The organism is Methanospirillum sp., assembly GCF_035406105.1.
Lineage (GTDB): Archaea > Halobacteriota > Methanomicrobia > Methanomicrobiales > Methanospirillaceae > Methanospirillum.
Genome location: NZ_DAONKG010000009.1, coordinates 1 through 24,466 on the forward strand (window position 1 = coordinate 1; position 24,466 = coordinate 24,466).

19 protein-coding genes, 1 tRNA gene and 1 pseudogene are annotated in these 24,466 nt (G+C 47.2%); 11 read left to right on the forward strand and 10 right to left on the reverse strand.

All coding sequences use genetic code 11. From position 1 onward, the window contains the following. The coding region (locus PLA23_RS00950; protein ID WP_324473627.1) for a PKD domain-containing protein at window positions 1-5,285 on the reverse strand (5,285 nt) is incomplete at its 3' end. A 358-nt stretch (window positions 5,286-5,643) separates the two neighbouring features. On the opposite strand from PLA23_RS00950, the gene PLA23_RS00955 reads away from it, so the two are divergent. The 3 genes from PLA23_RS00955 to PLA23_RS00965 are packed head-to-tail and all read left to right on the forward strand — an operon-like array spanning window position 5,644 to window position 9,877. Further along, window positions 5,644-6,438 carry a hypothetical protein gene (locus PLA23_RS00955; RefSeq protein ID WP_324330467.1) on the forward strand — a complete coding sequence of 265 codons (795 nt, stop codon included), beginning with the start codon at window positions 5,644-5,646 and terminating at the stop codon, window positions 6,436-6,438. A 9-nt stretch (window positions 6,439-6,447) separates the two neighbouring features. Continuing rightward, a complete protein-coding gene (locus PLA23_RS00960) occupies window positions 6,448-7,203 on the forward strand; it encodes a metallophosphoesterase (RefSeq protein WP_324473629.1) in 756 nt (251 codons plus the stop codon). Continuing rightward, entirely contained in the window at window positions 7,181-9,877 is a 2,697-nt protein-coding gene (locus PLA23_RS00965) for a DEAD/DEAH box helicase (RefSeq protein ID WP_324473631.1), read from the forward strand. Before PLA23_RS00960 ends, PLA23_RS00965 begins: the two co-directional genes overlap by 23 nt. 2 nt (window positions 9,878-9,879) lie before the next feature. On the opposite strand, the gene PLA23_RS00970 is transcribed toward PLA23_RS00965, so the two are convergent. Beyond that, complete coding sequence (locus PLA23_RS00970; RefSeq protein WP_324331661.1) at window positions 9,880-10,434, reverse strand: TATA-box-binding protein; 555 nt, start codon at window positions 10,432-10,434, stop codon at window positions 9,880-9,882. Window positions 10,435-10,608: 174 nt separating this feature from the next. On the opposite strand from PLA23_RS00970, the gene PLA23_RS00975 reads away from it, so the two are divergent. Both PLA23_RS00975 and PLA23_RS00980 read left to right on the forward strand, forming a co-directional pair. Next, window positions 10,609-12,276 carry an AMP-binding protein gene (locus tag PLA23_RS00975; protein ID WP_324331660.1) on the forward strand — a complete coding sequence of 556 codons (1,668 nt, stop codon included), beginning with the start codon at window positions 10,609-10,611 and terminating at the stop codon, window positions 12,274-12,276. Between the two features lie 114 nt (window positions 12,277-12,390). Beyond that, window positions 12,391-12,475, forward strand: a tRNA-Leu gene (locus PLA23_RS00980). Between the two features lie 333 nt (window positions 12,476-12,808). Here PLA23_RS00980 and PLA23_RS00985 read toward each other — a convergent pair. Next, window positions 12,809-13,018: a histone family protein gene (locus PLA23_RS00985; RefSeq protein WP_324331658.1), complete on the reverse strand. Its 210-nt coding sequence runs from the start codon at window positions 13,016-13,018 to the stop codon at window positions 12,809-12,811. A 388-nt stretch (window positions 13,019-13,406) separates the two neighbouring features. Between PLA23_RS00985 and mreA the strand changes: the two genes are divergently transcribed. Both mreA and PLA23_RS00995 read left to right on the forward strand, forming a co-directional pair. Beyond that, complete coding sequence (mreA, locus tag PLA23_RS00990) at window positions 13,407-13,796, forward strand: MreA family transcriptional regulator (protein ID WP_324473633.1); 390 nt, start codon at window positions 13,407-13,409, stop codon at window positions 13,794-13,796. A gap of 70 nt (window positions 13,797-13,866) precedes the next feature. After that, on the forward strand, window positions 13,867-14,436 hold the full coding sequence (locus tag PLA23_RS00995) for a hypothetical protein (RefSeq protein WP_324330974.1): 570 nt from the start codon (window positions 13,867-13,869) through the stop codon (window positions 14,434-14,436). Between the two features lies 1 nt (window position 14,437). On the opposite strand, the gene PLA23_RS01000 is transcribed toward PLA23_RS00995, so the two are convergent. From PLA23_RS01000 to PLA23_RS01010, 3 genes are read right to left on the reverse strand one after another with little or no spacing between them, the layout of a single operon-like run. Next, window positions 14,438-14,689, reverse strand: a complete 252-nt coding sequence (locus PLA23_RS01000) for a hypothetical protein (RefSeq protein WP_324330976.1) — start codon at window positions 14,687-14,689, stop codon at window positions 14,438-14,440. Continuing rightward, window positions 14,653-15,576 carry a hydantoinase/oxoprolinase family protein gene (locus PLA23_RS01005; RefSeq protein ID WP_324473635.1) on the reverse strand — a complete coding sequence of 308 codons (924 nt, stop codon included), beginning with the start codon at window positions 15,574-15,576 and terminating at the stop codon, window positions 14,653-14,655. The genes PLA23_RS01000 and PLA23_RS01005 overlap by 37 nt, the downstream gene beginning before the upstream one ends. Further along, window positions 15,563-16,462: an ATP-grasp domain-containing protein gene (locus PLA23_RS01010; RefSeq protein WP_324473637.1), complete on the reverse strand. Its 900-nt coding sequence runs from the start codon at window positions 16,460-16,462 to the stop codon at window positions 15,563-15,565. The genes PLA23_RS01005 and PLA23_RS01010 overlap by 14 nt, the downstream gene beginning before the upstream one ends. Window positions 16,463-16,587: 125 nt before the next feature. Here PLA23_RS01010 and surE point away from each other — a divergent pair, with 125 nt between their 5' ends. Further along, window positions 16,588-17,430 (forward strand): 5'/3'-nucleotidase SurE, encoded by an 843-nt coding sequence (gene surE, locus PLA23_RS01015; protein WP_324330982.1) that lies wholly within the window; start codon window positions 16,588-16,590, stop codon window positions 17,428-17,430. Window positions 17,431-17,460: 30 nt separating this feature from the next. Next, window positions 17,461-18,165 carry a ribose-5-phosphate isomerase RpiA gene (rpiA, locus tag PLA23_RS01020; RefSeq protein WP_324330984.1) on the forward strand — a complete coding sequence of 235 codons (705 nt, stop codon included), beginning with the start codon at window positions 17,461-17,463 and terminating at the stop codon, window positions 18,163-18,165. Window positions 18,166-18,316: 151 nt separating this feature from the next. On the opposite strand, the gene PLA23_RS01025 is transcribed toward rpiA, so the two are convergent. Continuing rightward, complete coding sequence (locus tag PLA23_RS01025) at window positions 18,317-18,877, reverse strand: TATA-box-binding protein (RefSeq protein WP_324330986.1); 561 nt, start codon at window positions 18,875-18,877, stop codon at window positions 18,317-18,319. A gap of 41 nt (window positions 18,878-18,918) precedes the next feature. Then, a complete protein-coding gene (gene acs / locus PLA23_RS01030; RefSeq protein WP_324473639.1) occupies window positions 18,919-20,796 on the reverse strand; it encodes an acetate--CoA ligase in 1,878 nt (625 codons plus the stop codon). 212 nt (window positions 20,797-21,008) lie between these two features. Here acs and PLA23_RS01035 point away from each other — a divergent pair, with 212 nt between their 5' ends. After that, window positions 21,009-23,075: an acetate--CoA ligase family protein gene (locus PLA23_RS01035; RefSeq protein ID WP_324327773.1), complete on the forward strand. Its 2,067-nt coding sequence runs from the start codon at window positions 21,009-21,011 to the stop codon at window positions 23,073-23,075. Between the two features lie 11 nt (window positions 23,076-23,086). Here the strand turns inward: PLA23_RS01035 and PLA23_RS01040 are convergent, their stop codons facing one another. Further along, entirely contained in the window at window positions 23,087-23,377 is a 291-nt protein-coding gene (locus PLA23_RS01040; RefSeq protein ID WP_324327775.1) for a DUF3467 domain-containing protein, read from the reverse strand. A gap of 31 nt (window positions 23,378-23,408) precedes the next feature. On the opposite strand from PLA23_RS01040, the gene PLA23_RS01045 reads away from it, so the two are divergent. After that, window positions 23,409-24,113: a CRISPR-associated protein Cas4 gene (locus tag PLA23_RS01045; protein WP_324327777.1), complete on the forward strand. Its 705-nt coding sequence runs from the start codon at window positions 23,409-23,411 to the stop codon at window positions 24,111-24,113. Here PLA23_RS01045 and PLA23_RS01050 read toward each other — a convergent pair. Beyond that, a pseudogene (locus tag PLA23_RS01050) lies at window positions 24,084-24,466 on the reverse strand (DNA polymerase subunit beta); the annotation flags it as partial. The gene PLA23_RS01045 and the pseudogene PLA23_RS01050 sit on opposite strands and share 30 nt — an antisense overlap.

Sequence of the window (24,466 nt, forward strand, 5' to 3'; positions counted from 1 at the left end):
CCGTCAATACCTACCCGGACATTCTTTCCGTCAGCAGTTATCATGGAGCCGGCAGTGATGGGTTTTCCATCAACCATTGCGGTTCCGGAAACCGTCATAGGAACAACCGGAATTGGAGGAGTGCCCCCATCTATCCGGATGTCAAGTCTTGTCAGACCTCCCTCTATGTATGGATATGAACTTGCCCACTCGCCACCTGCATCGACGTCCCTGACCTGTGCCATGATGGGCTCTCCAGAACCTGCCGGAATGACCCAGAAGGTAAGCGGTTGTCCTGCTTTCAGGTCTCCCTGTGCAACCAGTTTGTTGAGTTCATTAAATCCATAGACCCCCGGTGAAGTGACGGCAAGCGGATTACCCCGGTGGCCTTCAACCACATTGTCTCCTTTTACCAGGATCATGGTTCCTACCGGCATCGGCATACCATTCGAGGTTACTTCTCCATAGAACTCATGGGGCAGGACCGGCATTGGCGGAATTGGTGCCTCTCCTACCCGGAGATCCAGACGGGTCTTTGAACCACTCTTAAATGGATATGATTTCTGCCACTCCTTTCCAGCGTACACATCAAAGCACTCTGCCTGGACAAAGTCCTTTGCACCCTGCGGTTTTATCCAGAAGGTGATCGGGTCGCCGTTCTTAATGGTCCCTTTTACCGTCAGCGGGTCAGGTGTTCCATATGCACCTTCAATGGTTGTAGTTACCGGGTTACCAAATATGCCGGTATCAATACCATTTCCTCTGGCCTCAACAATGGCTCCGATGCATGCCGGACTCCCGTCAACAGTAATGCTGCCGAAGAACTCCGCAGGAGCTGGCGGAGCCTCAGTCACCTTGATAAGATTATCCTTACAGGTTGCCGCTGAGCCGAACTGATTTGATGCTTCCAGACAGACCGTATAGGTTCCCGGAGTCATATACCGATGGACCGGATTCTGTTCTGTAGATGAACCGCCATCACCAAAGTCCCATCTCCAGGCAGTTGGTTTGTCAGTTGAGAGATCAGTGAACTGAACATCTAGCGGGGCATATCCGGTTGTCGGGGATGCCACAAAGTCAGGAACCGGTGGTTTTCCTGCGGGCAGTACGGTGATATACTGGTACCTGATCTCACTGGACCGGTCCTCTCCCCTGGTTACTGTAAGGAATACGGTATAAACACCAGCCTTTGTATACACATGAACCGGGTTCTTTTCAGTAGACGTCTGATCATCACCGAAGTTCCACATCCAGGTCTCCGGGTTCCCGGTTGAGAGGTCAGTAAACTGCACGGTCAATGGCTCCATTCCGGAGGTTGGTTCACCCATGAATGATGCCTTGAGTGGTACCGGTTTTTCATACACACGGATGTACTTCTCCCGAAGCTCAGTTGACATTCCGAATGGATTCTCAACAGTCAGGGTTACGGAATATTCTCCCGGCGCATTGTAGGTATGCTCAGGATGTTTCTCATTGGAGACTGAACCATCACCAAAGTCCCAGTTCCACTTTGTCGGCTCACCGGTTGAAAGATCGGTGAAACTGACCGTCAGTGGTGCTGTCCCGGAGGTTGGGAATCCTTTAAACTGTGCATCTGGCGGGAATCCGGGAGCGGTGACCGTTATGTAATCAGGTGCAATCTTGGTATCCGCTCCACCTTCATTACTGACGGTCAGTTCAACCGTGTACTTTCCTTCAGCCGCATAGGTATGAACCGGGTTTCTTTCTTCTGAAGTGGTATTATCACCAAACTTCCAGAACCACTGTTTCGGATTGTTCTTTGAAAGGTCAAGGAACGTTACCGTAAGGGGAGCCTTTCCTTCCCGTGGAGCACCTGAGAAGTCTGCAGATGGCGGAAGGACCGGTTCATTTACGATGATATAATTCTGCTCGACCAGCGTATCTGATCCGGCTGAATTTTTCACAGTAAGGGAAACCGTATATTTTCCTGCCTTTTCATATACATGAACAGGGTTCTGCTCACTTGAAACCTGACTGTCACCAAAGTTCCATTCCCAACTGGTCGGGCCGTTCTCTGAAAGATCGGTAAAGGTGACCCTGAGCGGAGCAGTACCTGTCCGTGGTTCTCCGATGAATTTTGCTTTCGGTGCTATCACGGCAGGCTGGGCATGAATAAATTCTGGTTTTGTGATCTCATCAGACCCGGCACTGTTGCTACAGTTCAGGGTGACGTTATAGGTTCCCGGAGTAGTGTACGTATACACCGGGTTCTGTTCCGCTGATGAACCGCCATCTCCAAAGGTCCACTTCCAGGCAGTCGGGCCGTTCTTTGAGGTGTCTGTAAAGGTAACCGTCAGCGGAACCATACCGCTCGTCGGATTTGCAGTAAAGTCTGCAACCGGTGGAATAACCGCGGGTTGCGCATGAATAAATTCTGGTTTTGTGATCTCATCAGACCCGGCACTGTTGCTACAATTCAGGGTGACGTTATAGGTTCCCGGAGTAGTGTACGTATACACCGGGTTCTGTTCCGCTGATGAACCGCCATCTCCAAAGGTCCACTTCCAGGCAGTCGGGCCGTTCTTTGAGGTGTCTGTAAAGGTAACCGTCAGCGGAACCATACCGCTCGTCGGATTTGCAGTAAAGTCTGCAACCGGTGGAATTACCGCAGGTTTTGCATGGATAAGTTCTGGTTTTTCCTTCGAGGATACACCTGCACGGTTGCTTACCGTCAGATTCACCGTGTATGTTCCAGGATTATTGTAAGTATAGACCGGGTTTTTCTCTAATGATGTGCCACCATCACCAAAGACCCATGACCAGTTGTCTGGTTCATTCTGAGAGAGATCGGTAAAGGTGACTGTCAGGGGAACCATACCTTCGGTCGGGTTTGCGGAAAAGTCTGCAATCGGAGGTTTTACCGGTTCAAAGACATGGATGTAGTCAGGCTTGGTCTTCTTCTGACTGGAGACAATGTTCTTTGCTGTCAGTGAGACCGTATAGACACCAGGTTTCTCATACACATGAAGCGGGTTCTTCTCAGTTGACGTTCCGCCGTCACCAAACTCCCATGCCCAGGAGGTTGGGACTCCATGTGACTTATCGGTGAACTGAACACTGAGTGGAGCGTCTCCTTCGGTTGGGACCCCTTCAAAGTCTACAACCGGGATCATGTCATGTTCAGAGAGAGAGACAATAAATGCATCACGGTCACCGTCACCAAAGTTCTGCTGATATGGCCAGACCTTCGGGAAATTCTTGGATTCAGTGTACCCTGTCAGGTATGCCTCCCCTTCGGGCAGAACATCAATTGCCCGGCCTTCATCAATACTTCCTCCGCCAAGATAGGTAACATATCCAATCTGGCTGATATTCGGGCTAAATTTGGCGATGAGAACATCAGAGCTGCCACCAGGTTTGGACTGATATGCAAGGGTAACCGGAAGATCCGGGGAGTTGGTTGTTCCAACAACGTAAATATTGCCTTCTATATCACGGGCTGCACCGGTTATTGAATCGATAAGGGAACCACCAAAGTATGTTGACTGGGTAAGAGCAGAGCCGTCGGCATTCAGGGTTGTAATAAATCCATCCTGCAATCCTTTCAACTCACTCTGAATCGGATTGACCGTCGGGAAATCCTTAGACTTCGTTATTCCGACGACAATCAGACTTCCATCAGGCAGGGTAATGATATCCCGTGCATCATCTGCACCTGAACCTCCAAGATAGGTCGAGTACATTGCCGGATATTTCCCTTCAGGATCAAACTTGGTAACAAATGCATCGAAGGGACCGCGTAACTTATCCTGATATGGTTTGATAGTGAGGAAGTTTGGTGACTCAGTCTGTCCGACAATACAGGCATAGCCGTTCGCATCAACCGAAACCGCTGTTCCAGCATCAAATGCAGACCCACCGATAAAGTTGGAATACACAATGGAATTGCCTTCTGCGGTAAACTTCGTGATAAATGCATCTGGAAGTCCGCCATACGGAGAGAGCTGATACCGATTTACAACCGGGAAGTTCCATGAAGCTGTCTGACCGGTAACAAATACATTGTGGGTTTTGTCAATGTCGATATCAAACCCAAAGTCATCATGTTCCCCACCAAAGTATGTCGAAAAGATGAGTTCTTTTCCGGTTGGGTCAAGTTTTGCCATCCAGGCATCATATCCGCCTGCCAGGGTATTCCGGTACGCATTCTTTACCGGGAAGTTTGGAGAGTTGGTTCCTCCGGTAAGGTAGGCATTTCCGGCTTCGTCAATGACAAGACCAGTACCTTCATCAGTACCACTCCCTCCAATGTATGAAATATAAACAAGGTCAGTACCGTCTGGATTTACTTTGACAACAAATGCATCCTTCTCTCCTCCACCAAAGTATGGCTGGATACTGCCTGGCGCAAGTCCTTCAGTTGAAACATCGCCACTACTTAATGCACTCTGGGTTGCAGGCGGATTGTGATTTGCGAGTGGATCCTTGTCATTATTCTTGAAATATTTCAAGTGATCAGACCATGATGTCCCGATGAAGTATGCATATCCTTCCTTATCGACCTTGATTGAGTTCCCCTGATCACGTCCGTCACCACCAAAATAGAGTGAATAACGCAGGATCGGATCAATAACCAATGGATATACCGTATCGTATGTACCAAGTTTGAACGTCACGGTTGCATCAGGACCAAGCACATACGAACAGTCAACCTCTTTTCGTCTCCCGTTTATCTCCTGATACGCGACCGGGGCTTCATCCACTATCTGTCTTGCAGGAGTCTCAATAACCAGATCACCAGTTGTCTCATTGAGTGATATGCCGGTATGCCCCTGATATACAAGCATTATCTGGGAAGGATCTGCTCCGGCGTCCAGAATAAACTCTGTTTTAAGGATACCTTCTTTACCAGAGACTGTGAAATCAATTCCTGGATAGACTTCCTCATACTTAACGCCTGAAGTCAGCACCGCTCCGGTCACCCATGCAGACGGATCATCTCCATAATAGAAGTTTGCCGTTCCATTGAGCGGATTCAGACCGATGATCTTCTTATCAGGATTTGAACCGTTCAAAAGCATGAATACGGAACTGTTGCCAGGATTCTGACTAAATTCCATCCCGTCTTCCAAGACCGTGATTACCTGATCGGTTGATCGGGTCTGGTACGATACATTATCTTCAAACTGCCCATTGTTCTGGATAAAAACAAAGGGCATTGAAGCCAAGGTTGCCTGTAGTGCTTTTGCATTCTCTCCATCATTCTCTTCTCCGGTTACAAGTGTCCCTGAGAATAAGAATATGGCCAGAATAATGCACCACAGAGTCTTCGCATTCCCCATCATACAAATTACCCGCGATCGAAAGATTATGTATACGCTAGTATATCTCACAATGAATTAAAAACATATCGAAAGTTCTAGTCATTTGGAGAAATTTTATCCCCCTCTGCATATGATCTGCAATGCATACGCCAATATATTTTTTTTCAGATACCTTATCGTAAATATTAATAAATTATGAATTTTTTCTCATTTAATCAATAAATCACAACATTTTAATCTATCATATAAACCTGTCGGATCGAACTTTGACCAGAGATCACGCCTTTGAACCATATCTGTAACATGACACTTTCTCCGGCAAGCGCAGGTCATTACCAATGCATCTATCAGGAAGCACCACCAACACAAAAGAGCATACGTGATACAGACAGATAGTAACAGACCAGCACACCCATCCTCCGATATTCTCCCGGTATATACTCCGGTTTTCTCATTCCTGTTAGAGAAGGCCGATTTCATTCTAAGCAGGGAGCAAACGGTACCTGTTATTGCTCCAAGCGGTCAGGTTATCAGAAAAATCTGGCTGACAGGGACACTGACATCGTATGAACCCTGCCGCATGGGAGGAATAATACGTATTGCTGACCCTACCGGAGCTGTGAGCTGTATTATAAAACCTCAGGCTCTTGATTCTTTAAGGCTGGAAGATCTGATCCCACCATTATTTCTGAGTATTACAGCCTTTCCGGAACAGAAAAGAGGTCAGGATGGAAATGAAATTCAATGGCAGGCAGAGACATGCAGAATTGTAACCAGATCGGATCGTGACACCTGGATTCTGGCAGCCGCCCGTGAACTTCTGGAAAGCCTTAGAAAAATGTATGCATCATGGGTATCCGGAGATGACCAGGGGATTTTCCGTAATGTGCAGAAACATTATCATATTCAGCCTGAGGATCTGAAACATTTTGCTGAACAGGCAGAAAAAGCACTTGCTGTTATGAAAGATCCAGGACCGCCCATAGAGCCGGCACAGTTCATCCTCTCTGTCATACAGGAGTATTCAGGACCTAAAGGCATCCATATTGATGATATACAAAAATATACACGGCGGGCAGCCCTTGCCGATGATCTGGTCAGGGAAACCATCAGACATCTCATTGCTGAAGATGAAGTGTATCAACCGGCACCCGGATATATAAAACTCCTCTGACTGACACGAATGAACATAGAATTTTATCCAGCCGGCCCAGGTGTGCTGGTTGAAGAAGAACAGAGAATCCTTTTTCTTGCCGACATTCACATGGGTATTGAGCATGAACTGCAAAAATACGGTTTTCATATACGGTCCAGAGGGCAGGAACGAATTACCCGGATATGTGATCTTATTACAGAGGCCAGCCCTGATCTCCTGATTATGCTCGGTGATATAAAACACCGCGTACCAGGAACATCATACCAGGAATTCTTTGAATTACAGCATCTTTTTTCATCTCTTCGGAAGAGGATCCCTTTCATCATTACCCCTGGTAATCATGATCCAGGGATTGAAGAGTTTTTAAAACCTGATGAGATCCGAAAGAAAGAGGGATCACTCATCGGATCACTGGGTATTCTTCATGGCCATACTCATCCTGACATGGACCTTATGGGACATCTCCTTTTGTGTGGTCATCATCATCCGGTGGTGTCGTTACCTGATCAGGTCGGTGTTGCACTAAAAACCCCATGTTATGTGCTGGGAGAGTTGGATTCGCATATGTTTTCAGATACATATGATGGATCATCAACGCGGGTGCTTATGGTGCCCTCATGCAATGAACTGACCGGATATGGAATAGAAAAGACATTTCGATCACCGTTCTCCCCCCTTTCCCGATCACTGATTATTGAAACGGCAGAGATCCTGCTTCCTGATGGGACCTATGCAGGAGAACTCACATCTTACCTGGCCTATGACCAGCATATCTCAGCTTGATACCCGGATACGTTCGGTCATTCATGACCGGGGATTCTCAGAACTCTCTGAAGTTCAGCAACAGGCAATACCCCATGTTCTGGAGGGGAATCATCTGCTCCTTATTGCACCAACCGGGACAGGGAAGACGGAAAGTGCAATGATTCCGGTCTTTAACGGTATGCTGAATGCGAAAGGAACAGGGTTTACCACCCTGTATATCACCCCGCTCAGGGCATTAAACCGGGACATCCTTCGGAGAATGGAGTGGTGGTGTCAGAACCTGGGTCTTACGAGTGGTGTCAGACATGGTGATACCTCACAGGCAGAGCGACGAAAACAAGTCCTCCATCCTCCTGACCTGCTTGTTACCACCCCGGAGACAGTTCAGGCTCTTTTTATGGGAAAGCGACTCCGGCAGCATTTTCAGTCGGTCAGATATGTCATTGTGGATGAGATTCATGATCTCGCAGGAACAAAGCGGGGGGCACAGCTTGTTATCGCCCTGGAACGGCTTGTCAGATATGCAGGAGAATTTCAACGGATTGGTCTTTCTGCAACCGTTGGGAACCCAGAGGAGATTGCCGCGTTTCTTACCGGTACCCGTCCGTGCTCCATTGTTGAGGTTCCGGTTGCTAAATTCCTCGACATCAGGGTTGAGATAACTGGAGAAAAGTTCGAGAGTCAGGTAGAGGCAGTCCGCCGGCATACCAGAAAAGGGCCATCAACCCTGATATTTGTCAATACCCGCTCAACTGCAGAATCACTGGGTCATGCACTCCTCAAAGATGGTGATGTTGATGTCCATCATGGATCACTCTCCCGGGAAGTCAGGATAGAGGCGGAGGAACGGTTCAAACGTGGTGAGGTAAAGACCCTGATCTGCACCTCATCAATGGAACTTGGAATTGACATCGGTCATGTAGAGCATGTCATCCAGTTTGGATCACCCCGGGAAGTAAGCAGACTTGTTCAGCGTATTGGGCGAGCCGGTCATCAGATCGGAAAGGTCTCTACAGGGACTATTATTACCAGCGGATTTGATGACCTGTGTGAGTCACTGGTGATTGCATCACGTGCCAGGAAGGGAGAGGTGGAGAATGTCATTCCTTCTTATCAGGCAGGTGATGTTATCGGAAACCAGATTGCCGCCATCGCGGTTGAGTATGGGGAGATATCACTTGAGGATATCTATTCGATGATGTCACGGTCTTCAGTCGGTGTCAGGGATATTGAAACTCTTGAGGCAATCGTCGGACAACTGACCGATCATTATCTCGTTCGCCGGGACAATAACCGGATAATTACCACAAGCAGGGCACGAAGATATCTCTCCGGAAATCTTTCCATGATACCGGATGAGCGAAAATTTCCGGTATATGATATCGTCACACGAAGAACAGTCGGGACGCTTGATGAATCATTTATTATTACATCACTACACACCGGGGCAGTGTTCATTGCCCGTGGTCAGCTCTGGCGTGTCCTGGATCTTGAAGACGGAAAGGTTACCGTTGAACCGGCACGAAATACTGATGGTGAACTGCCATCATGGGAAGGTGAGCAGATACCCGTTCCGTTCGAGATTGCACGGGAGGTAGGCAGACTTCGCCGGACACGGGAGTTTGATGTATACACCACGGATGCAGCATGTATTGCATTTGCAAACGGATTTCTTGACCTTGTCTTAAAAAACCACGGAATCATTCCGACCGATCAGGTCCTGACACTTGAATCCTCTGAGGAAGGAATTATCCTGAATAATTGTGCCGGACACCAGACAAATGAGGCGATCGGACGGGTGTTATCCATCCTGCTCTCCGCCCGCTTCGGAACAACAATCGGTCTTGAACTGGATGCGTACCGGATTCTTCTTCGGGTACCTCGGGAGATATCAGTTGCTGATGTCAGGGATACCCTGGTTGGTATTCAGCCTGAACATATCAGGGGAATTCTTGAACTTGCTCTGAAGAGGACATCACTTTTTAAATGGAAACTGGTACAGATCTCCAAAAAATTCGGAGCCATCGATCCTGATGCCGATTATGAACGACTGAGTATGCACCGTCTTGCTGATCTCCTTGCTCATCCCCAGATTCAGGAAGAGACCTATCGGGAACTCTTTACCCGGTACATGGATGTCGCTCATGCTATCGAGATTGTTCAGGCTATTCATGCGGGAGCTATTCAGATATGTATCGGCCCGCCAAGTATGATTGGTAGCGCTGCCCTCTTTACCTCTTCCCGGGATCAGATTCCTCCGCCTACTGCTGATCAGGCGGTCATTTCAGCATTAAAGCATCGGCTTGACCGGCAGGAGGTTATATTGGTATGTATGAACTGCCGCAAATGGAAGGCCAGAACAGTGGTTGCGAGAGTACCAGAGCAGCCGGTATGCGGTAATTGTGGTGCACGTCTGATTGCAGCTCTCAAACCCTACGAAGCAGAACTCTACCCGGTCGCAAACAAAAAGACAAAAAATGCAGAAGAGAAAGCGATTGAACAGAAGCTTATCAGGAATGCAAATATGGTTTTATCAAGCGGGAAAAAGGCGATCCTGATCCTCTCAGCAAAAGGGGTCGGGCCGGAGACCGCATCTCGGATCCTGGCAACCTACACATCAGGCGATGCCCTGATGCGGGAGATCCTCAAAGCTGAACGAAATTTTGTAAAAACCCACAGGTTCTGGCAATAAAATTACATTATATTTCCGAGCTTCTGCTCGATGAAATTCAGACCCTTCTTGATATCATCCATGTTCTTGCCTCCTGTCAGGATGATTTTTCCGGAGGAGAACAGTAACGCAACAATTTTGGGATCACTAATCCGGTAGACAAGTCCTGGGAACTGTTCCGGTTCATACTCAATATTTTCAAGATTTAAGGTCATTACAATTTTATTGAGGTTTATCTTGTTGCCGATATCATATGAACAGACAATATTTGTTACAGCAACCCGTGGTTCATCATAACAAGGAATACCCGCTTTTTTCAACTTGTCAATTATTAAAAGAAGACCTTTATCCAGTGATTCAGTATCCCTGATCCCGGTAAGCACCACTTTTCCGGATGAAAAGATAAGAGAAGCAATCTTCGGGGTTTCCATCCGATAGACAGCCCCGGGGAATCGTTTTGTATTCAGGTCACAACCTTCTATATTTTTGGAAATTGTCTCTAAATCTATTGAATCTGCGATAGCCCCTGATGCAACAATATTTTCAATCTTCAGGCTATCATATCGTGTATCTACCATTCCAGATATCATGGGGTGTTCCATACCATAATACTAATGGACAATTCCCTCAATTTTCGGGTGAATCTCAATTGCCAGATATCAGAACTTCCAATATCAGTATTATGAAGGGGTTTTTGTGCAATATCATACTTCAATGGTATATTAAATCAGTACGCGTAACCTGTGGTACCAATGAAGCATGAGATCCCTCATCAGATGACATCGTATGATGAGTTTGTTGAATCATTCAGGATTGATGTTCCTGAATACTATAATTTCGGATTTGATGTCATAGATAAATGGGCGGAGACTGACCGGAACAAACTGGCAATGATATGGGTCAGTCAGGACGGGCAGGAGAAGAAATACACCTTCCGGGACCTGCGAAACCTCTCGGTTGAAGCGGCAAATATTCTAATAAAATACGGAGTAAAGAAGGGAGACCGGGTGATGCTTATGCTCCACCGGGTTCCTGAATGGTGGATATTTGTTATCGCTCTTATCAAACTGGGTGCAGTCTTCTGCCCGGCGCCGACGATGCTGACTCCAAAGGATCTGCAATACCGGATTAATGCAGGAAAATTTGAGTTTATTATTACTGACTGCGAGAATGCAGACAAGGTGGAGAAGATCTGCCGGTTCTGCCCAACGTTAAAACACCGGATGCTTATTGATGGTGAGATGCCCAACTGGATCAGCTACCAGTATGAACTCTTTTATCCTGCACCGGTGTCCAGATCCACAATAAGCATGCCCATTACCCAGAAGACCCATGCATCTGACCCCATGCTGATCTATTTTACCTCCGGAACAACCGGTGAACCAAAGATGGTCCTGCACAATCATTCACACCCACTTGGACATATCGTCACCGCCCGTCTCTGGCAGGATTTAAACAGCAATGACCTGCACTTTACCTCGTCAGATACAGGATGGGCCAAATGTGGCTGGGGGAAGATTTTTGGTCAGTGGATTGTTGGTGCCTGTGTGTTCGTCTACGACGCCCGTGGGAAATTCAAGGCAACAGAGCTGCTCCCGCTCATCGAAAAATATGAGATCTCAACATTCTGCTGTCCACCGACCATTTACCGGATGCTAATTATTGCTGACCTGGCCAAGTATGATCTCCGATCTCTAAGGCATTGTATTTCAGCAGGGGAACCATTAAACCCGGAGGTCATTCGAATCTGGCAGGAAGAAACGGATCTTCCCATTTATGAAGGATACGGACAGAGTGAAACCTGTTGTTGTATTGCAACCTTCCCCTGCATGAAACACAAACCGGGATCCATGGGAAAACCATCACCTGGCTGGAAGATTGAGCTTCATGATGAGGAAGGAAGACCTGTACCTCAGGGAACTGAAGGACGGATTGCTATTTCCCTAAATCCCCGGCCGGTCGGCCTTTTTGTTGAATACCTTGACAATCCTGAAGCAAATGCTGAGGTCTTTAAAAACGGGTTTTATTACACCGGTGATAAGGCATACATAGATGAGGAGGGGTATTTCTGGTTTGTCGGCAGGGATGATGATGTCATAAAGAGTTCAGGATATCGTATTGGTCCTTTTGAAGTTGAGAGCGCCCTTCAGGAACATCCGTCGGTGCAGGAGTCTGCCGTTGTCGGATCTCCGGACCCCATCCGCGGAATGGTCATTAAAGCATTTATCGTTCTGAAGGCAGGATATGAACCATCTGACCAGCTTGTCCGCGATATCCAGAAGCATGTTAAGAAAGTGACTGCCCCCTACAAGTATCCGCGAATCATAGAGTTTGTGGAAGAACTTCCAAAAACGCTTTCCGGGAAGATTAAACGTGGAGAACTCCGTGAACGGGAACTCCGGAGATACCAGGAATCATAAGATTTCGAGGATTCATTCCGAATCCTTATTATTGAAGAACACATATCTGTATAAGCACGATTGTCTCTGATATCATATCAGAGCGGTTTTATAATGAGTACGTTCTGTTATTGGGCGAGGATCGCCGAGCCAGGTCAAAGGCGTTAGGTTCAGGGCCTAATCCCGCAGGGGTTCGCCGGTTCAAATCCGGCTCCTCGCACTATTATTATCTATTCGACTTTTGGTACAGCACGAACCTGCATTCATAATTCCAGTAATCCCACACAATACACAAAAGCCATGCGGTCTACTGGAATGATTCTCACAAACATCCTCCATATCCTGTACTAACAGGATATTCTGCAACCAATTTTTTACTATTTGAATCAGTCTTCAATAGTTTACAGATATTTACGATTTTTGACGCATAATACACAAACTATTATGCTTGTCATATCAGAATGATTCTTTAATAAAAAATACTTCACAGGAAGCATTTCATTGATTTTAAGTGATCTGACAGATCAGGAGATGAAACAAAAAGATAAAAGTTTTAGGCGAACTTTTCTGCAGCCATTTCAACGTCTTCTTCCTTGAGCGTCTTGCGGCCGGCATGGTTTGCAAGCTTGACTGTTTCCCGGACAAGCTCACCAAGGAATTCTTCCGTCTTCTGTACCAGAATTTCTGATGCATCAGCACCGACGCGCTCAGCACCTGCTTTTTTGGCAACACGGGTTACGGCTGCGATAGGTAAATCTGCCATAATTGATTCTAAAACAATTATTGAGATACTCATATAAAAATTATTTCTTATAATTCTCACAATGCCAGACTGAACGTATGACCTGTGATAAAAATCCGATACAAAACCAGCCCAAACGGATGGCCTGCATCAGCGTGGATCAGAACTGGTGGTTCACTGCTCATTCTGACCATTCAGTTCAGAACACACGTCTGGATGAATCTGTGTGCCTCCAATGACAGGAATACCGGAAATCAAAAGAACATGTAACAAAATGAATGCCAGTTCAGGCTGCATTAGGCCCTATATTTAATTATTTCTAAATACTATCGTCCCCTAGTCAGACACCAATGGGAAGTTATATCTTTTCTGTGATATAGTATTCAGTCATATCTTTCTCAGGTGTACTATGGTGGGTAATAATGCACTCCTGCAATTTTCTAAGGGGGAAGAGGAAATTGCAGATTTATTCTGGGATATAGGGCTGAAGAAAAATACTGCCCGGGTCCTGGTTCTCATGATTCGGGATGCGGATCTGACCTCACGTGATATAGAACGGATATGCGATCTCAGACAGCCTGAGGTGAGTATTGCCCTGTCTGATCTGATGAAACGAAAATGGGTAAAAGATATCAGGCACTCCAGGGAAGGTAAAGGCAGACCCACCATGATTTATCACCTGATAAAATCTCTGGATGATATTCTCGAAGAGCTCAAGACAGAGATCGTCGGAGACTATGAAGAGAAGATGAAAGAGATCGAACGAGTCAGGGACCTTTTGAAAGGAAATACATCATAACCACTATTTTCAGATTTCACTTTCACCCGATATGGATAATCTTTACCTATCCATACCACAACCTCATAATATGACCGGGCGATATGAGATTCTGCGCAAGATCAATCAGAATACCTTATCAGTGTATATTGCCCCGGGGCGCGTTCTCTCTGAAGCACTGATCCCTGTCACGGTGAGAATGATGCACCGGCCGGTAACCTACCTCACGTTCGGACATACACATCCATTCCTCAGCCTTCCTCAGGATCAGACACATAGGATTGGATTTCGAAGAGTAGAAGGAATGTCCGGACTTATAGGAGCAATCAGAAAGGATGAATCCAATCTCCTCTTCATCCAGTACTCACGTGAGCTTTTTGAGGAGTATGAGACGAGTATACCGGTTCTTGCTGAAACATGCAGAGCACATGCACGACATCATGCCCCAGTTGTCATCCTTGCCGTCAGTCATGATGAGATCATCGAACAAATTGGCATACGTTCAGATCGGTACATCGTCCTTACCGATAAAAAACGAAAGTCAAAGGGAGGGGGACGGGATTTTGGACAGAAAACCCTGCATGAATGCTCCCTGTCTGATGGAATTTCTCCCTCCCAAAAAGAAACCCTCCGGTATGGACAACAGGTATTGCCGATTTGAGTTACTCTTCCAGCTCGAGCCTGTTGCCGTCATAGGGACAATACCGCTCATTCCCGGTAGTCTCCCATCCACAGACCGGACAGCGGAATACCTGACGCACTCTTCCCAGAAAGGGGATGAGCGGGATGAAGAGGAATAAAAACATGAACGGATATCCCAGAGCCCAGAACAGAAGGGTAATCCCCAATGAACCGGCCAGGAGTAATCCTGAGAGGATCAGACGATTCGTAGTCCCGCCTCCCGTACAGCCCATGCAGGCATGGCATCTGCGACCGATCCCATCTCATATGCAAGGTCGTGCGCATCAAGCCATGATGCAAGCAGCCTTGATCCCACACCGACGGTGAGAATGCCTGTACATCCATATCGATCCTGAACATCCCTGACTGCGTGGATGATAATCTCCTGCTCCTCAGAAACATAGGTCCTGGCAATCTGAAGTACCCGGTCTTCTCCAATCTCTTCCACATCAGCGCAGACCATTCTCGCCATCCGTCTCATACAGTGATCCCGCGACGGGCTGCATCCGTCAGGTGCTGCGGTTGTATACTGCTTAGGGGTGATAAGCCCAAGCAGGGTGTGCGCATCCCCGGAACAGGCAAAATATTCAGTACTTACCCTGACAGCAGTTCCATCAAGATCAACCGATCTTACCAGTGATGAGACCGGTGTCCTGAGCAGCCCGTAGTACAGAAGGAGACTATTTTTCAATCGTGTAAAATCGGTCTGTCCTTTCAGGGTCTCCCATGCATTGAGCGGAATTACATCAGTGGTTGTGCTTCCCATGTCAACCAGAAGAGAAGTGGGATACTGGTGCCGAAGAACGTCAGCCATCACGAGCCAGTTTGCTGCAGCAAGATTACTGACCGGCTGGGTATGAAATTGGCCGTCGGTTCCGTAAAAGATCGCATCAGGGAATATATCCCTGACCGCAGCACAGATAAACTCAATACCTTCCTGCTTTGATGCAAAACAATCGGCAAGCTCACCACTCATCACAACTGCTGCATTGTCTGCCGATGAATATCCATTCAGTATCTCCCGTATCGGCGTTTCCTTCCAGAGCGGGCAGTAGTGAATATGGGCTCCGTTTTCATCGACAACCTTCAGGTTCGCCCCACCGATATCAATTCCGATCATAGGTGATCTTTCCGTCTGATGAGAAGTATGCATGACCATTCAGATGCACAAAATCCGGAAAACGCCCATACGAGGCGTCGAGGATTACCTGTGCTATCTCCTCCTCCATGCAGGCAGCAATTCCGATAATACTTGTGGTTGGGCGGGGATTCACATCAACAACAACGATACGGTCTGATGTAACAACCATGTCAACCCCAACATAGCCCTGACAACCAAGGACCTCGATGACTTTTGATGCAACCGCATACATCTCATCTTTCCTTGGATGATCAACCGGCGTCTCTCCCCCGTGATAGGTGACATGACCATCCTGACCAAATCTGATATCCTGTCGGTTTATTGCAAGAAGCAACGGACCTTTTCCGGTATAATAAAGACAGACCTCACCCACGACCCGACCGCCGACAAGACTCATCGAGAGATGTTCACCTTCAATATATTCCTGCCCAAACTCTCCTTCTCCGGCTGGTTCATCAGTCAGTCTGACTCCGACCGCCCCACACCCGGATATCTGCTTTACTATTCGTCTGCCAGATGCGACCTGCCGGGGGACATCAATCCCATGAGCATGTAATATCTGTCCGGTTCTTTTCTTATTTGCACAGACTGCAATCGAAAATGAATTACATCCGATATTCCGTGTAACATCCTCGAGGTTTTTTGTGTATTTCGCGAGGAGGTGATCGGGAGCGATAACCAGCCCTTCATCACATATTGCGCCAAGCCGGGCAATCTCTTCTGAAAAGCCCATCTCAGGATCAGGAGTATGAACCATGTATCCTATCCTGGTAAAACTACGTGTCAGTACATCAAGCATGGCGCGACCTTCAGGGGCCAGCGTTGGATCATGACTGACCGTATATTCAGCAAGCAGTATATTCATCGCTACTAGTTCGCAGGATCAGAAAAAAAATAATCCGATTCAGGGTTCCTGATTACTCATACCAGATCATACATTTGACAATTCTGCTCATCCTTAAAAAGCCGGAGAACAAATAATCGGGATACATGATATCAGGATCCCCTCCTGAAACGATAGCCTCGCACCCTCAATTCAGCCTGAAAAAGCCCTGTATTCTCCTTACCAATGATGACGGGGTTAATTCAGAGGGATTATGGGCTGCCTATGATGCCCTCCACGAGCAGGCTGATGTAGTGGTTTGTGCTCCGGCCACCCAGCAGAGTGCTGTCGGGCGTTCGCTCTCCATATTTGAGCCACTCAGGGTAAATACGGTAAACCGGGGTGAGGTAACCGCATACGCAGTAGGTGGAAAACCAACCGACTCGGTGATCCTGGCTCTCTTTGCACTGGGAGTCAGGCCTGATCTTGTTGTATCAGGAATTAATATTGGTGAAAATCTTTCATATGAGGCCATTACCACATCCGGCACCGTTGGAGCAGCATTGGAAGCGGCAAACCACGGGTATCCTGCCATTGCATTCTCATTGCAGATCGAGGATCAGAAAGAGAAATTTGATGATGCACGCAACCTTGCCGACAGATTTACAGAATCAAAGTGGGTTGTGCGTGATGTCATCTCCCGAATTCTTAAGAACGGGTTTCCCTCTTTTACCCATGTAATTAATGTCAATATTCCCTCAGTTATTACCGGCGGATATGAGATCACCCATCTGGCAGAGCATTTATTTGTCACTGGCGTGGAGAAGAGACTGGATCCTCGGGGAAAACCATACTACTGGATTAACGGACCGATCGTAACTGATGCACCGGAAGGAACAGATGTGCATGCCATCCATAAAGGAAATATTTCCATTACCCCGATTACCCTCGACTGCACCGCATATGCAGGAACAGATGACTTACGAACACTCTTTTCTCTCACAGAATAACCCGTTTGAATCATATTTATCAGGAGCATCATGAGTACCGGATTATCATCCCAGGAACAGGCAAAAAAGCGAGCAGGATACAAGGCTGCTGACTATATCACGTCGGGTATGACGGTAGGTCTTGGAACAGGCTCAACCGTTGCATTTACTATGGCACGGATACAGGAACGGATGAAAAACGAGGGGCTTTCTCTCGTCGGAGTGCCAACCTCTATTCAGACAACCCTGCGTGCGACTGCATTGGGAATACCTCTTATTGGTCTTGAGCAGGCAGAATATATTCATGTCACCATCGACGGGGCAGATCAGATAGACTCTGAACTCCGACTGATCAAGGGTCGGGGGGCAGCCCATGTCAGGGAACGAATATTGGCCGATGCTTCAGCCAGACTGATCATCGTCGCTGATCCGTCGAAGATATGTTTGCATCTGACCGGGCCGATACCGATAGAAATCATCCCCTTTTCACTCAGTCACGTCATCCGTCGTCTGACTGCTCTTGGAGGTGTTGTTACGATTCGTGAAGGGATGAAAAAGGACGGGCCGGTCATTTCAGATAACGGAAATATCGTTCTGGATTATATGCCTGTCAGCATCCCTGAACCGGCATCTCTGGAGAGAGAAATAAACAATATCCCTGGTGTGGTTAGCTGTGGTCTGTTTACAGAATTTATCAGCAAGACAACAGTGATTATCGGAGAAGAAAATGGTCCCCGGATTATTGGAGTACCATAGAATAATCCGGTTTCCTTTCTTTATATTGTACTACCGTATCCACATTGTGACGCTACAATAATCCCCCGGATGACGGTACTTAGTACAATATATTTTATCGTATATAAAAATATAGAATGCGATATATAATATCAGATAGATTATCCCTGAATTATAAAAGCCCCAAACCCTTCAAATCATCAACAATCTTAAGAACGGCCCTTTTCGCATCTTCAGGCTCTTTCCCGCCAGTAATAATTAGCTTGCCTGATCCAAAAAGCAGAACAACAACCTTCGGATCCTCCAGCCGGTACACAAGACCTGGAAACTGTTCAGGTTCATACTCAATCCGCTCAAGATTAAATCCGACTGCTATCTTATTCAGATTGATACCAGATCCAAGATCAGCGGAGGTTACTATGTTCTGGATTTTATACGTCAGCTCATGGGTAATCTCAATATTTAGTGAACGCAGCAGATCGCCGAGTATCTCAAGTCCTCTGTTCAGACTTTCAACACTCTTAGCCCCGGTCAGAACCACTTTTCCTGATCCAAACACCAATGCCGCAATTTTCGGATTCTGCATCCGGATGACTACACCCGGAAACCGTTTTTTGTTATACTCCGCATCCTTTATACTGGATGCGATCTGAGGAAGGTCCAGGGATTCAGAGATCTTCGCTGACGCAACGATATTTTCTATCCGGAGCGAAGTATCTGGTGTTGCAGACATGGTTATAAATCTATTAAAACAGTATATAAAGAGTTGGATGATTATTCATCCAGGGTAGATATATCTCCCGGATCCATACCCATTTCCTGTGCCTTTAAAACCCGCCGCATAATCTTACCACTTCTGGTTTTTGGCAGACTATCTACAAAATCAAGTTCTGCCGGGACTGATATCGGTCCAAGCATGATGCGGACATGATATTTCAGATCATGTATCAGTTTCTGGGTAGGCTCAACACCACTCCGCAATATCACAAAGGCCTTAATTATATTACCTTTCAATGGATCCGGTTTTCCAATCGCCGCTGCTTCTGCTACAGCACTATGGGAGATAAGCGCACTTTCAATCTCTGCGGTTCCAACATTATGACCTGCCACAATGATAATGTCATCAGATCTGCCAAGGAGCATGATGTATCCCTCTTCATCCATCACTGCCAGATCATTGCTGCTATAATACCCATACTTACCAAAACTCCAGTACTGGCGGTACCGTTCATCATTCTGGTAGACCGTTTTCATCATTGATGGCCAGGGCTCCTTGATTGCCAGATATCCGGTCGTGCCGGGAGGAACTTGCTCTCCCTGTTCATCGACAACGGTTGCGACCACACCGGGGATGGGTTTTCCAGCATATCCTGGTTTCATAGGAAGGCCGACCATCGTTGTGATCATATGCATTCCGGTCTCGGTCTGCCACCAGGTATCAAGGATGGGGCATTTGTTCTTTCCGATGTGTTTATAAAACCACTCAAATGCTTCCGGATTCAGCGGCTCTCCAACAGAACCAAGAAGCCGGAGGGAGGAGAGGTCATATTTATCCGGCCATTCCTCACCCATCCTCATAAACATCCGTATCGCGGTCGGGGCAGTATAAAAAATAGTTACGCCGTAATCCTCGATGAGTTTCCACCAGATACCGGGATCCGGATAGTCTGGAGTGTATTCGGAGAGGAATATGGTCCCACCGACAAGAAGCGGACCATAAATCCCATACGTATGACCGGTGATCCAACCGGGGTCGGATGTACACCAGTAGACATCATTCTCTCGGAGGGTAAGGACATATTTTGTCGTATAGTAGGCACCCACCATGTATCCGCCCGCAGCATGTACGATACCTTTCGGGGCCCCGGTTGTACCTGATGTATACAGAATAAAGAGGGGATCTTCAGACTGCACATGAACCGGCTCACAATACCGGTCAGCCTTTGCGATTAATTCCTCATAATCCAGTTCAAATTCATCAAGAAGTCCGACCTTCGGCTCCTGCGTTCTCAAGATGATAACCCGTTCCACTGTCGGGGCATTGATCAGTGCCTCTTCAACGATGGGTTTTAAGGGAATGCTCCCGCCACGACGGACAGATGCATCTGCAGTGATGACAATCTTCGCCCCTGCACCAGTGATACGCTCATTTAATGCCTTTGCACCATAGCCTGCAAAGACAACGGTGTGAACTGCTCCAATCCGGGCGCAGGCAAGCATTGAGACTACGAGTTCAGGAATACCTGGAAGATAAATACAGACACGGTCGCCTTTCTGAACTCCAAGGGACTGTAGGGCATTCCCCATCCGCATAACGTCCTTGTAGAGCTGATAGTAGGTGAGTATCCGCTCCCGGCCATTCTCACCAGCCCAAAAGATTGCAACCTTATTCCTCCGGTCATTATTCACATGCCGTTCCAGACAGTTATACGTGATATTGAGTTCAGCGCCGGTGAACCAGCTGGCATAGGGATGGTTCCAGACTTTTACCCGATCCCATTGCTTGAACCAGAGGAGATCTGATGCAATCCTGCGCCAGAACGCATCAGGATCTTTCTCAAATTCATGGTATAACTCATTATAATCATGAATTAACGCCGATTCGCGGTAGCATGGGTCCGGATAGTATACTTTCTGTTCAGGCTTTTGCATCGTTTCGTCTGAAATAGGTATTCACCCCAATTATCATTATTTATCATGGACAATTCCTTAAAATCTTTATTATTTTCCTGAATTGTCATTGATCGACAGATACGGTTGTTTTATATGGATTGGCGGTTCACATCGTAAGTGCAGAATTTGACGAACCTTCATACGTCATTTGTTGAAGCCGCTCTACCGGCACTATATCACAGAGGTACTACATGACAGAATGGATGCTCAGTGAATCTGAAGGATATGACCTGCTTTCAAAATACGGAATCCCGACTCCAAAGTACCGAATCGTAACGAGAGCAGAGGATGCAGGATCGGCAGCAGAAGCAATCGGGTTTCCGGTTGTAATGAAGATTATCTCACCGGATATCATCCATAAGAGTGATGCCGGTGGTGTGATTGTCGGTGTAGGAACAAAAGAAGCAGCCCAGTCAGCATTTAATCAGATTGTTGCAAACGCAAGGGCCTACAACCAAAATGCTGATATCCATGGAGTTATTGTTGAAAACCAGGCAGCACCAGGGCTTGAACTCATTATAGGCGGAAAGACAGATCCCACATTTGGTAAAGTTATCACCTTTGGTATTGGGGGAACACTAGTTGAACTCATGAAGGATGTGACCCTTCGTATCCTTCCGATTGATGAGGAAGAGATCAGGAAAATGGTCACTGATATTGACTCGTACCCGCTTATTACCGGTTACCGGGGATCAAAACCAAAAGATGAGGAATGCCTGATCCAGATTATCAAGAACGTCTGCAAGATGTTTGAAGATCAGAAAGAACTGCGTGAGTTTGATATCAATCCTATCCGACTCTATGACTCCGGGGCCTGTGCAGTTGATGCACGGATTATCATGGACAATGACATCCGTCTGCTTGATGTGGTTGAACGTGAACCAGTCCCCCCCGAATACTTCAAACCGAAATCAGTTGCTGTCATTGGTGCATCTGATGATAAGAACAAGATGGGATACGCAGTCATGCATAACCTGCTCCATTTCCCGGGGAAAGTCTATCCAATTAACAATAAACGTGACACCATCCAGGGCCTGAAAGCGTACCCGACCATTCTGGACATTCCGGATGATACCATTGATCTCGCAGTAATTACGGTTCCTGCCCGACATGTTCCCGGAGTTATGGAGGAGTGCGGGAAGAAAGGAGTCAAGATAGCCGTCGTCATCACAGCCGGATTTAAGGAGATGAGTGAGGAAGGACGCCTGCTTGAGGAACGCATCGTTGAGATCGCTCACCGGTACGGCACCAGGATCGTCGGCCCAAACTGTCTTGGCCTTATCATCCCGCCCATTGGACTTGATACAACCTATGTGGCCCAGTCTCCAAACCCCGGAAATATTGCATTTATCTCCCAGAGTGGTGCCATTGTCAACACCGTTGTTGACTGGTCCCTGACCAAGGATATCGGATTCTCCTTTGTGGTCTCAGTCGGAAATCAGGCAGATCTGAACTTCTTTGATTACCTGAGGGCTGCAGCCGCAGACCCGGAGACCAAAGTCATCATTATGTACATTGAGCAGATCAAGAACGGGAAGGCATTCATGGAGATTGTCAGCGAGGTCTCCAGGCATAAACCGGTTGTCGCGCTGAAAGCAGGCTCATCTGCTCGTGGTCAGGCTGCCGCTGCATCACATACCGGGTCCCTGTCTGGTTCATATGATGTCTATGTTGAAGCATTCAGAAAATCCGGTGTCCTCCTTGTCCACACCCTGACCGGTGCATTCCTCGCAGCAGAGATGCTCTCCCATCCAAAGCGGTACCCCAAGGGACGTCGCGCCATTGTGGTCACCAATGCAGGTGGATTTGCGGTGCTCTCATCTGACTATACCGAACGGTACGGTATTAAGATGATAGACCTGCCCGATTACCTTATAAAAGAGATGGATACATTCCTCCCTGAATTCTGGAACCGTGCAAATCCAATCGATCTGCTTGGTGATGCAACAGAGGCACGGTTTGAAAAGACCTTTGAGGTACTTGCAAAGAATGATGCACTCTGGGACATGTGCTTTATCGTCGGATTCCCAAACAACATCCTCTCATCCGAGCAGCTGGCAAACCAGATTCTCAAATTCTCCAAATCCACAGACAAGAGAATTATCCCGACCCTCCTTGGAGGTGCGTCAATGGACCGGGGCAGACACATCCTGCATGCGCACAGTATCCCCAGTTTTGAGGAGCTGGATATGATGTACCGGGTCGTTGGAAGACTGCTCTACCAGATCTACCGTGTAAAAGCGCAGGGAGTATACTAAAAAAATATTTTTTATGAATATCCGGTCATTGCAGTAACATTCTGTTGTTTTTCCTGGGGGGCCTCAAGGGTTCTGAATTTTTGTTCATATTCTCCGACGGTCCGCTGAAGAACAGCAAGCAGGTTTTTTGCATGATTCGGACTGATACTAACCACCGCTTTCCCGCGTGCCTGATTGATTCCCGGAATCTGGTGGAGAAAGATAAACGTAAATTCATCTTCTTTATAGGCAATCTGGATCATATTACTGTAGACCGGCTCCACATTGGGCGGTATGGTTACCTGAATTTCATTAGATGCCATCTCTCACTTATTTGATACCTGTTCCAATAAAATGACCGAATCCACGTACGGCAAAACCCTTCAGAAAAGCATTTCAATATCCTCAATTATTACGGCATTCCATTGTCCCCGCCAGTATATGTTTTATAAAGGAAACGAAGGAAAACCTGCCTTCAGGTATAGCATCTGTAAACTGGTCTCCTGCGCAGAAAAGAATGCAGACGAAGAAGGACTCTGGAGTACAGTATGCGTGATCCATCCGGATATATCAGAAGAATATCGGACACTCCTCCACGACTGTCTGAATGCAATGCGACATACCCCGGTCAGGCCATGGACAGAGACTGATATTCCGGTCCGATCCCATGCAGCAGGCATTCACGGACTCCTTGACAAATACGATGCATCTTCCGGTGCATATACCATAACACGGTGCACCACAGCACCGAAAAACGGATGCTGGCCAGAGGATGCAGTCAGAGCAGCGGCACTCCTCCTCTGCATTGAGGAGACCACCTCGAAAAAACCAACAGGCTTTTCTATCGAGTACATTCCCTCCGGAATTATCAGGTGGTATGAGCCGACCCCGAAGGATAGAAGAAAAGTATTCCACCTGATTCGGCAGATACGGGAGATCGAAAAAGGGAGTATTCCGTGTAAACCCATGTGTCCGCCCTGTGCACGATGCCAGTTCACCAGCCGGTGTGAATCCGGTGCACCTCAGCGATTATCCTTCCTGTTCAAGAAGGGTGAGTGAACGGATAAACTCTCCTTTCGCTTCCCGTGTCGTCCCGACCACCAGCCATTGTTCATTCCCATGCTGCTCAACAATCCCCTGAGCCTGGATCTGTTCCCCGGCAGAGGCCTGACCGGTGTAGGTATGAGTAAATGAGAGGATACGGGAGATATCCGGGTGGTCTATTTCATATATAGCCGGACTGTCAAATGCGAACTGATCATCGGTCACAATCGCCTCGATCACCCGCTTTCCAAGGACCTCTCCTTTTTTCATGGTAAAACCGGGGAGATCATGGTACGCACGGGTATACAACAGATCAAAGTAGGTCCCGTCAACCTGTCCCCTATTCAGCTTTCTCTTCTCATGGAGGA

What these genes read in the sequence shown, in the direction of transcription:
- PLA23_RS01040 (WP_324327775.1), bottom strand. Translation starts at nt 23,377, where the DNA reads ATGGCATCTAATGAAATTCAGGTAACCATACCGCCCAATGTGGAGCCG.
- rpiA (WP_324330984.1), top strand. Translation starts at nt 17,461, where the DNA reads ATGAGTACCGGATTATCATCCCAGGAACAGGCAAAAAAGCGAGCAGGA.
- PLA23_RS00995 (WP_324330974.1), top strand. Translation starts at nt 13,867, where the DNA reads ATGACCGGGCGATATGAGATTCTGCGCAAGATCAATCAGAATACCTTA.
- PLA23_RS00960 (WP_324473629.1), top strand. Translation starts at nt 6,448, where the DNA reads ATGAACATAGAATTTTATCCAGCCGGCCCAGGTGTGCTGGTTGAAGAA.
- surE (WP_324330982.1), top strand. Translation starts at nt 16,588, where the DNA reads ATGATATCAGGATCCCCTCCTGAAACGATAGCCTCGCACCCTCAATTC.
- PLA23_RS01005 (WP_324473635.1), bottom strand. Translation starts at nt 15,576, where the DNA reads ATGATCGGAATTGATATCGGTGGGGCGAACCTGAAGGTTGTCGATGAA.
- PLA23_RS00965 (WP_324473631.1), top strand. Translation starts at nt 7,181, where the DNA reads ATGACCAGCATATCTCAGCTTGATACCCGGATACGTTCGGTCATTCAT.
- PLA23_RS00975 (WP_324331660.1), top strand. Translation starts at nt 10,609, where the DNA reads ATGAAGCATGAGATCCCTCATCAGATGACATCGTATGATGAGTTTGTT.
- PLA23_RS01000 (WP_324330976.1), bottom strand. Translation starts at nt 14,689, where the DNA reads ATGGGCTGTACGGGAGGCGGGACTACGAATCGTCTGATCCTCTCAGGA.
- PLA23_RS01035 (WP_324327773.1), top strand. Translation starts at nt 21,009, where the DNA reads ATGACAGAATGGATGCTCAGTGAATCTGAAGGATATGACCTGCTTTCA.
- mreA (WP_324473633.1), top strand. Translation starts at nt 13,407, where the DNA reads ATGGTGGGTAATAATGCACTCCTGCAATTTTCTAAGGGGGAAGAGGAA.
- PLA23_RS00970 (WP_324331661.1), bottom strand. Translation starts at nt 10,434, where the DNA reads ATGGTAGATACACGATATGATAGCCTGAAGATTGAAAATATTGTTGCA.
- PLA23_RS01025 (WP_324330986.1), bottom strand. Translation starts at nt 18,877, where the DNA reads ATGTCTGCAACACCAGATACTTCGCTCCGGATAGAAAATATCGTTGCG.
- PLA23_RS01045 (WP_324327777.1), top strand. Translation starts at nt 23,409, where the DNA reads ATGACCGAATCCACGTACGGCAAAACCCTTCAGAAAAGCATTTCAATA.
- PLA23_RS01010 (WP_324473637.1), bottom strand. Translation starts at nt 16,462, where the DNA reads ATGAATATACTGCTTGCTGAATATACGGTCAGTCATGATCCAACGCTG.
- acs (WP_324473639.1), bottom strand. Translation starts at nt 20,796, where the DNA reads ATGCAAAAGCCTGAACAGAAAGTATACTATCCGGACCCATGCTACCGC.
- PLA23_RS00985 (WP_324331658.1), bottom strand. Translation starts at nt 13,018, where the DNA reads ATGGCAGATTTACCTATCGCAGCCGTAACCCGTGTTGCCAAAAAAGCA.